The 7,852-nt window shown below is 59.7% G+C and carries 8 protein-coding genes and 1 pseudogene; 6 read left to right on the forward strand and 3 right to left on the reverse strand.

Annotation, left to right across the window (positions count from 1 at the left end; genetic code table 11):
- Positions 1-9 precede the first annotated feature (9 nt).
- Entirely contained in the window at positions 10-645 is a 636-nt protein-coding gene (gene maiA / locus ACN1C3_RS23600) for a maleylacetoacetate isomerase (protein ID WP_419118156.1), read from the forward strand.
- A gap of 61 nt (positions 646-706) precedes the next feature.
- Here the strand turns inward: maiA and ACN1C3_RS23605 are convergent, their stop codons facing one another.
- Entirely contained in the window at positions 707-1,510 is an 804-nt protein-coding gene (locus ACN1C3_RS23605) for a SirB1 family protein (RefSeq protein ID WP_419118157.1), read from the reverse strand.
- 181 nt (positions 1,511-1,691) lie between these two features.
- Between ACN1C3_RS23605 and ACN1C3_RS23610 the strand changes: the two genes are divergently transcribed.
- From ACN1C3_RS23610 to ACN1C3_RS23625, 4 genes are all read left to right on the forward strand, one after another.
- Positions 1,692-2,711 carry a Glu/Leu/Phe/Val dehydrogenase dimerization domain-containing protein gene (locus ACN1C3_RS23610; protein ID WP_419118158.1) on the forward strand — a complete coding sequence of 340 codons (1,020 nt, stop codon included), beginning with the start codon at positions 1,692-1,694 and terminating at the stop codon, positions 2,709-2,711.
- Positions 2,712-2,810: 99 nt separating this feature from the next.
- On the forward strand, positions 2,811-3,905 hold the full coding sequence (gene pdhA, locus ACN1C3_RS23615; RefSeq protein ID WP_419118159.1) for a pyruvate dehydrogenase (acetyl-transferring) E1 component subunit alpha: 1,095 nt from the start codon (positions 2,811-2,813) through the stop codon (positions 3,903-3,905).
- Positions 3,898-4,884 (forward strand): alpha-ketoacid dehydrogenase subunit beta, encoded by a 987-nt coding sequence (locus tag ACN1C3_RS23620; protein WP_419118160.1) that lies wholly within the window; start codon positions 3,898-3,900, stop codon positions 4,882-4,884. The genes pdhA and ACN1C3_RS23620 overlap by 8 nt, the downstream gene beginning before the upstream one ends.
- Before the next feature lie 10 nt (positions 4,885-4,894).
- Positions 4,895-6,004: a dihydrolipoamide acetyltransferase family protein gene (locus ACN1C3_RS23625; protein ID WP_419118161.1), complete on the forward strand. Its 1,110-nt coding sequence runs from the start codon at positions 4,895-4,897 to the stop codon at positions 6,002-6,004.
- Positions 6,005-6,177: 173 nt separating this feature from the next.
- On the opposite strand, the pseudogene ACN1C3_RS23630 reads toward ACN1C3_RS23625, so the two are convergent.
- Positions 6,178-6,432: pseudogene (locus ACN1C3_RS23630) on the reverse strand (YebG family protein); the annotation flags it as partial.
- Between the two features lie 273 nt (positions 6,433-6,705).
- On the opposite strand from ACN1C3_RS23630, the gene ACN1C3_RS23635 reads away from it, so the two are divergent.
- Complete coding sequence (locus ACN1C3_RS23635) at positions 6,706-7,209, forward strand: phosphate-starvation-inducible protein PsiE (RefSeq protein ID WP_419118162.1); 504 nt, start codon at positions 6,706-6,708, stop codon at positions 7,207-7,209.
- Here ACN1C3_RS23635 and ACN1C3_RS23640 read toward each other — a convergent pair.
- Positions 7,206-7,535 carry a DUF3509 domain-containing protein gene (locus ACN1C3_RS23640; protein WP_419118163.1) on the reverse strand — a complete coding sequence of 110 codons (330 nt, stop codon included), beginning with the start codon at positions 7,533-7,535 and terminating at the stop codon, positions 7,206-7,208. The genes ACN1C3_RS23635 and ACN1C3_RS23640 overlap by 4 nt on opposite strands.
- Positions 7,536-7,852: the final 317 nt, after the last annotated feature.

Consider the following 7,852-nt stretch of genomic DNA (forward strand, 5'->3'; position numbering starts at 1 on the left):
GATCGGGTCATGGAACTCTATACCTACTATCGTTCGACCTCGTCCTATCGGGTGCGCATCGCGCTGGCGCTCAAGGGTCTGGATTGCCAGGCGCTGCCGATCAACCTGATCGCCGCCCAAGGGGGCGAGCATCGGCAGCCGGCGTACCTGAGCGTCAACCCGCAGGGCCGTGTACCGGCGTTGCGCACCGATGAAGGCAACTTGCTGATTCAGTCACCGGCGATCATCGAGTACCTCGAGGAACGTTATCCACAGGTGCCGCTGTTGTCCAAAGATCTGGCCGCCCGCGCTCATGAGCGTGGGGTCGCGGCGTTGATCGGTTGCGACATCCATCCGCTGCACAACGTCAGCGTGCTGAACCTGCTGCGCGAATGGGGTCATGACGAGGTTCAAGTGGTGCAGTGGATCAGCCACTGGATCACCCAAGGACTGGCGGCGGTCGAGCACTTGATCGGCAACGAGGGTTACTGTTTCGGCAGCGAGCCAGGGTTGGCAGATGTCTACCTGATCCCGCAGCTGTATGCGGCCGAGCGGTTCAACATATCCCTTGAGACCTACCCGCGGATTCGCCGGGTGGCCGCATTGGCTGCCCAGCATCCGGCATTTCTCAAGGCCCATCCGGCACAGCAACCCGATACCCCTTGAATGCTTCGCGGGCAAGTCGAATGATCGCGAAGCGGTCAATGGGGCGCAGCCCCACATAGACTCAATGCACAACCGAATTCGGCGGCAAATGCCCCAGCCGCTCGGTCAGCCGTAACCGCTGAATCGGATCGTCACTGAGCAACAACGCATGCTCCAGATCGAAGCGTTCGGCATTCGGGCAGTCCAGGCGTTGATAGAGGCTGGCGCGGGCCAGGTAATCGGCAGCGGTGGCGTTGCCGATTTCCAGCACGCGCTCGGCGTCGATCAGCGCGCCGAGGTTGTCGTCGTTGGCCAGGTGCAGCTGGCGCAGGTTGCGCGACAGGCGCTGCAGCATGTGAATCGGTTCGGCGGTGACCAGGTGTTCTGCGCTCAGCTTCATGTTCGGGCCGTATTGGCGTTGCAGCAGTTCTCGACAGTCATTGGGGTAAAGCCGCCGCCCACCGCTCGGATCGAGCAGATGGTCGGCGCCCGGTACACGCAGCAGGAAATGCCCCGGAAAGTTGACGCCGACCATGGGGATCTCCAGGCCCCTGGCCAGTTCCAGAGCGATCAACCCCAGCGCCAGTGGTTGTCCGCGTCTGCGCTCCAGTACTTTATTGAGCAGCGCCGCCTGAGGGCGTAGCGGGGTGGAGTCATCCTGCGCAAAGTGCAGGTCATTCATACGGCGCAATAACGGTTGCCCGAGCTCACTCACCGGCAACATCGGCAAGCCTGTGCTGACCCGTTGTTGCAGCTCTTTGAAGTTATGTAAAAGTACCTCTGGTTCTACCGCCGGATCGTGCTCGACAGCGATCCACATCGCCGCTTCAAAGAGCGCCGGTGGAGAGCGTTGCAGGCAGGCGAAAAAAGCTTGGCGGGGGGTCATCAAAATCTCCGGTGAATGCCTCGTTTTAGCCCCGTCGCAGGCTTTCGTCCAGTGCTGTACACAGGGTGTTGAAGGTTATGTCTTAAAGCCTGCAAACAGCCTCGGCTTATTCCCGTGCGCTTCAGCAATCTTTCGTCGCAAGACTATACTGGCGCTATAAGCTTGATTCGGGAGCCCGATGATGTTTGCTCTGATGCAAAGCACTCGTCTTGAATCGCTGCACCTCAGCGTCGACTCCGTAACCGGGTTGAAGGCGGTGATTGCCATCCATTGCAGTCGTCTGGGGCCAGCCCTTGGCGGTTGCCGTTACCTTGCCTACCCTGACGACCAAAGTGCCGTGGAAGATGCCGTGCGCCTGGCCCAAGGGATGAGTTACAAGGCCGCATTGGCCGGTCTGCCCCAAGGCGGCGGTGTAGCTGTGATCATTCGCCCGGCCCATGTCGAAAGCCGCGCCGCATTGTTCGAATCCTTCGGACGCTGCATCGAACAGCTCGACGGTCGCTACATCACCGCCATCGACAGCGGTACTTCGGTCGCCGATATGGATTGCATCGCCCAACAAACCCAGCATGTCACCAGCACCACCGCTGCGGGCGATCCTTCGCCGCATACCGCCATGGGCGTGTTCGCCGGGATCCGCGCCACCGCCATGGCCCGTTTGGGCAGCGACAACCTCGAAGGTTTGCGGATTGCCATTCAAGGCCTGGGCAATGTCGGCTTCGCCCTCGCCGAACAGTTGCACGCGGCGGGCGCTGAATTGCTGGTCAGCGACATCGATCATGGCAAGGTGCAGTTGGCCATGGAGCAACTCGGTGCTCACCCGATTGCCAATGACGCGTTGCTCAGCACCCCATGCGACATCCTCGCACCTTGTGGCCTGGGCGGTGTGCTCAACAGCCACAGCGTCGCCCAATTGCGCTGCGCGGCAGTGGCGGGTTCAGCGGCCAGCCAACTGACCACTCTGCAAGTCGCCGATCAACTGGAGAATCGCGGAATTCTGTATGCGCCGGACTATGTGATCAATTCTGGCGGGCTGATTTATGTCGCGCTGAAACATCACGGCGAAGAGCTGACGACCATTACCGCCCATCTGTCGAAAATCGGTATGCGGCTGACCGAAGTGTTTGCTCATGCCCAAGCCGAAAAACGCTCCCCGGCGAGGGTGGCGGACGATTTGGCGGAACGTTTGCTGTACCGATAGGAGCAAAGGCCCCATCCCGGCCGATTTGCTCGAAAAGCCCGCGTCACAAGCGCCGGGCTCAACAGCATCACGCTTATCCGGCGTGCAAGGAGCCGTGCCATGCCCCAAAAGGTCAACCTTCCCTATACCCGCTTTGTTTCCCCTGATGGTCAACTGCTCGGAAAACTTCCCGCCTGGGCGGATGATTTCAATCTGCTGACGCGCCTCTACCGGCAGATGGTCCTGACCCGTTTGTTCGATCAAAAAGCCGTCGCCCTGCAACGTACCGGACGCATTGGCACCTACGCGCCGACCCTCGGCCAAGAGGCGATTGGCGTGGCCATCGGCAGCCTGATGCAACCCGAAGATGTGCTGGTGCCGTATTACCGCGACACTGCCGTGCAATTGATGCGCGGGGTACGCATGGAGGAAATCCTCCTGTACTGGGGCGGCGACGAGCGCGGCAGCGACTTTGCCGAACCGGCGGTGGCTCAGGACTTTCCGATCTGCGTGCCGATTGCGACTCAGGCGTTGCATGCCTGCGGCGTCGCCAGTGCGTTCAAGATTCGTGGCGAACACCGGGTGGTAGTGACCACGTGCGGCGATGGTGCCACCAGCAAAGGCGATTTCCTCGAAGCCCTCAACGTGGCCGGAGCCTGGCAGTTGCCGGTGGTGTTTGTGATCAACAACAACCAATGGGCGATCTCGGTACCTCGGCGGATTCAATGCGGTGCGCCGACCCTCGCGCAGAAGGCGATTGGCGCCGGGTTCCGCGGCGAGCAGGTCGACGGCAATGACATGCTCGCGGTGTATGACCGTGTGCAAATCGCCCTCGAACGGGCGCGCCACGGCAAAGGCCCGGTGCTGCTGGAGTGCTTGAGCTATCGTCTCGGCGACCACACCACCGCGGACGACGCCACGCGTTACCGTCCTGCCGAAGAGGTCAAGCATGCCTGGCTGGAAGAGCCGATCAAACGCCTGCAAACCTTCATGGCCGGGCAGGGCGTCTGGGATGAAGGTCGCGAGCAGGCGCTGATCGCCGAATGCCAGGGGCTGGTGCAACGCGCTGTGGATAACTTCGACGCGGCTGGCAATCAGCCGCCCGAAGCGATAATGGACTACGTCTATGCACAGTGGCCGGCGGCCTTGGCCGAACAACGCGAATGGCTGCTCGAACGGGTTGCACGTCGCGCGGGAGGTTCGGCTCATGAGTAACGGCAAAGTCAGCCTCCTGGAGGCGGTAAATCTGGCGATGCATCGGGCCATGAGCGAAGACGAAAATGTCATTGTCCTCGGCGAAGACGTCGGCGTGAACGGCGGGGTGTTTCGCGCCACTCAAGGATTGCGGGACAGCTTCGGCTTCAAGCGGGTGATTGACTCGCCGCTGGCCGAAACCATGCTCGGCGGGCTGGTGGTGGGCATGGCTGCCCAAGGCTTGAAACCGATAGTGGAAATTCAGTTTTTGGGTTTCATCTACGCCACCATGGAGCATTTGGTGTCCCACGCCAGCCGCATGCGCAACCGCACGCGGGGGCGGATCACCTGCCCCATGGTGCTGCGCTCACCGATGGGCGCCGGGATTCGTGCGCCGGAGCATCACAGCGAAAGTACCGAAGCGCTGTTCGCGCATATTCCGGGGCTGCGGGTGGTGATTCCATCGTCGCCGGCCAGAGCCTATGGGCTGCTGCTGGCGGCCATCGACGATCCCGATCCCGTGGTGTTTCTCGAACCGACCCGGCTCTACCGAATGAACCCGCAACCGCTGGTCGATGACGGCAAACGCCTGCCGCTCGACACCTGCTTCACCCTGCGCGAAGGCAGCGACATCACCTTGATCAGCTGGGGCGCCAGCGTCATGGAAACCCTGCAGGCCGCGACGGTATTGGCGCAGCAGGGCATTTCGGCAGAGGTGATCGATGTGGCCTGCGTTAAACCGTTGGACCTCGACACTCTGGAGGCTTCAGTGCGCAAAACCGGTCGTTGCGTGATCGTCCATGAAGCGCCGCGCTCCTGTGGTGTCGGTGCGGAAATCGCTGCCAGCCTCTACGAACGTGCCTTGCTGGAATTGCAGGCACCGATCCAGCGCGTCACCGCGCCGGATATTCCGCCACCGCTGTATCGGCTTGAATACCTGTATATCCCCAGCGTCGAAGACATTCTTCACGCCTGCGATACCGCACTGAATTTCGCCTGAGGAGGCTGCGATGAAATATTTCAAACTGCCCGATCTGGGCGAAGGTTTGCAGGAAGCGGAGATCGTCGAGTGGCACGTCAAGGCTGGCGATACGGTGAAGGCCGATCAACTGCTGGTCTCAGTGGAAACCGCCAAAGCGCTGGTGGATATTCCCGCACCCTATGACGGCGTGGTGGCCAAAACCTTCGGCAGCGAAGGCGACATCCTGCATGTTGGCGAGCCGCTGCTTGGCTATGAAGGCGAAGCGGATGCAGGCACCGTGGTTGGGCGTCTTGAAGGAGGCGGCAACAGCCAGGACGATCAATTTTTCGTCGGCGCTGCACCGTCGACCCGCGAACACATGACGACCCGCGCCACCCCGGCGGTGCGGCAATTGGCGCGGCAACTGGGCGTCGATTTGAGTGCGCTGAGCGGTTCCGGCGCTGAGGGTCTGATCACTCGTAGCGATGTGCAAAGCGCGTCCCAGACAGAACGCGACAAATTCGGCGGCGATAAGCTGCGCGGCGTGCGTCGCAGCATGGCACTGAACATGGCCAGGTCCCATGCCGAAGTGGTGCCGGTGACGATCTTCGGTGATGCCGATTTGCATCGCTGGGGTCAGGCCCGCGACCCATTGATTCGCCTGGCCAAGGCCTTGGCTGCCGCCTGCGCCGTGGAGCCGGTGCTGAACAGTGCGTTCGACGGCAAGTCGCTGTCGATCAAACAGCACCAGACACTCGACCTTGGGATCGCCGTGGACACGCCAGACGGGTTGTTCGTGCCGGTGCTGCGCGATGTGGGTAATCGTGAGTCGGCAGACCTGAAAGAGGGCATGGGTCGTTTGCGAGCCGACGTGCAGGCCCGCTCGATACCCCCCAAGGAAATGATGGGCGCGACCCTGACACTGTCCAATTTCGGCACCTTGTTCGGGCGTTACGCCAACCCGGTGGTGGTGCCGCCGCAAGTGGCGATCCTTGCCGCCGGCGCAATTCGCGAGGAACCCGTCGCCATGAACGGCACAGTGGTGGTGCATTCCATCCTGCCGCTGTCCCTGACCTTCGATCACCGTGCGGTGACCGGCGGCGAGGCGGCGCGATTCTTCAAGGCGTTGGTCGAGGCGCTGGAGCAACCTGAGGGCTAGAGCTTTCCGGCAGGCATGAAAAAGGCCCTGAGCGATTTGACTCAGGGCCTATTCAATTCGGGCGTTGCTTACTTGGCGGACTTGGCGGCTTTCGCTGGCTTAACGGGCTCAGCTGTTTCAGTCGGTTCAGTCGGTTCAGTCGCTTCAACCGGTTCAGCTACTTGCGCTACTTCAGCTGGCGCGTTGAGCAACTCGGACAGTGCATCCGGTTGGCTCTTGAATGCCTTGGCGAACACATCGCGATTTTTCGCCATGTAGATCCCGGCTTCTTCCACTTGCTGCTCGGTCAGCGACGGAACCGCTTTTTGCAACACTTCAGCCAGCAATTCAGCCAGTTCGAGCATTTTGTCATGACGGTCAGCTTCGGCTTTATCCATGAACAAACGCTCCAGATCTCGGCTGCTGCGGTATACCACTTCGACGGCCATTCACCACCTCACATGCCTTTACGATAGTTGTCTTTTGCGACTACTGTATTTTTATACAGCTAAAAGGATAAGCGAATCCTTGGGCTTTGGGTAGTGGCTTTTTAATGTAGCCGGGATTTGGGGTTTTTGTAGGGTCCGTTTTAAGGTTCTAACGTGCCTCATGCCAAGCCGCCACCATCTCACTTCTCAATCTCTGGCCTTTTTTCTGCATGCAGATAAACCGTCACGTCAAACCCGCATGATCCGGTCGAAACGACTTAAGGAAATACCATCGTGAAAATCAATTGGGCCGAGAACCTTCGCCAAAACGTCCATCAGCTGGCCGAGTCGCTGGGTAATTTGTTCGTCGAGACGTTCCATTACCTGGCGCTGTTCGCTATTGGTGCGGTGACGGCCTGGGCGGCGGTGATGGAATTTCTGCAGATGATCGAAGCAGGTAATATCAAGATCGATGACATTCTGCTGCTGTTCATCTACCTCGAACTGGGGGCGATGGTCGGGATTTACTTCAAGACCAATCACATGCCAGTGCGTTTCCTGATCTACGTGGCGATCACCGCACTGACCCGTCTGCTGATTTCCAACGTCTCGCACCATAATCCGCCAGACGTGGGGATTATTTACTTGTGCGGTGGGATTTTGCTGCTGGCGTTTGCGATTCTGGTGGTGCGTTACGCCTCATCGCAGTTCCCTTCGGTGAAGATCGCAAGCCCGCAACGTAAAGTCGGTGCGGGCGCAAGCGATCATCAGGACGTCGAGGAGGCGGGCGAGCGCTAAGTTCTCGCCGCGTGATGGGACTGGCCGCCCGGCCGGCCCTTGCGTGGTGGCGCCAGCAGCTTGAGATTATCGCTGTCGGTCATGGCTTCGAGAATCGACATGGCGCTGTGGCCCTGTTCGATGGCGATGCCGAACTGAATACTTTGCACCAGCCGTTTCAGCCGCTGAGGATCGTTGCGTTGTTCGGCGCTGATCATGCGTTTGGCCACCGCACGGCCGGCATTGGAAAGGGTAAGCATGATGCTGCCGTCGAGCCCTTGGATGCTCAGGTTGACCTGATACTGCGGGGCAAAGGCATCGGTAATGATCTGAAATGGATTGTCCATAATGCGTCACCGCTTGATTGGATCGTGCAGTTATTGACCGGTCGTGGTCGGGATTAGTTCGTATTTCCGGACCATCGGCAGGCCGTTCGCTGAGGTTTCATAAAGTCCATTTACCTCCTGTCTGACAAAGCAAAGGGCATGCCGGGAAAATGGTCAGGCAATAAACCGGGCACAAAAAAGCGAGCTCCATCAGATTGTGTGAAAACCTAGCAATCTGCTCTCCGGTTCAAGAAAATGCCCGCATCGCAAGATGCGGGCATTTTTCTTATGCGCTATATCCAAGGTGAAGATCGCTGCCAGGGGGCACTGTTTCCAGT

This window comes from Pseudomonas sp. H11T01 (assembly GCF_048515765.1).
GTDB lineage: Bacteria > Pseudomonadota > Gammaproteobacteria > Pseudomonadales > Pseudomonadaceae > Aquipseudomonas.

What these genes read in the sequence shown, in the direction of transcription:
- maiA (WP_419118156.1), top strand. Translation starts at nt 10, where the DNA reads ATGGAACTCTATACCTACTATCGTTCGACCTCGTCCTATCGGGTGCGC.
- ACN1C3_RS23605 (WP_419118157.1), bottom strand. Translation starts at nt 1,510, where the DNA reads ATGACCCCCCGCCAAGCTTTTTTCGCCTGCCTGCAACGCTCTCCACCG.
- ACN1C3_RS23610 (WP_419118158.1), top strand. Translation starts at nt 1,692, where the DNA reads ATGTTTGCTCTGATGCAAAGCACTCGTCTTGAATCGCTGCACCTCAGC.
- pdhA (WP_419118159.1), top strand. Translation starts at nt 2,811, where the DNA reads ATGCCCCAAAAGGTCAACCTTCCCTATACCCGCTTTGTTTCCCCTGAT.
- ACN1C3_RS23620 (WP_419118160.1), top strand. Translation starts at nt 3,898, where the DNA reads ATGAGTAACGGCAAAGTCAGCCTCCTGGAGGCGGTAAATCTGGCGATG.
- ACN1C3_RS23625 (WP_419118161.1), top strand. Translation starts at nt 4,895, where the DNA reads ATGAAATATTTCAAACTGCCCGATCTGGGCGAAGGTTTGCAGGAAGCG.
- ACN1C3_RS23640 (WP_419118163.1), bottom strand. Translation starts at nt 7,535, where the DNA reads ATGGACAATCCATTTCAGATCATTACCGATGCCTTTGCCCCGCAGTAT.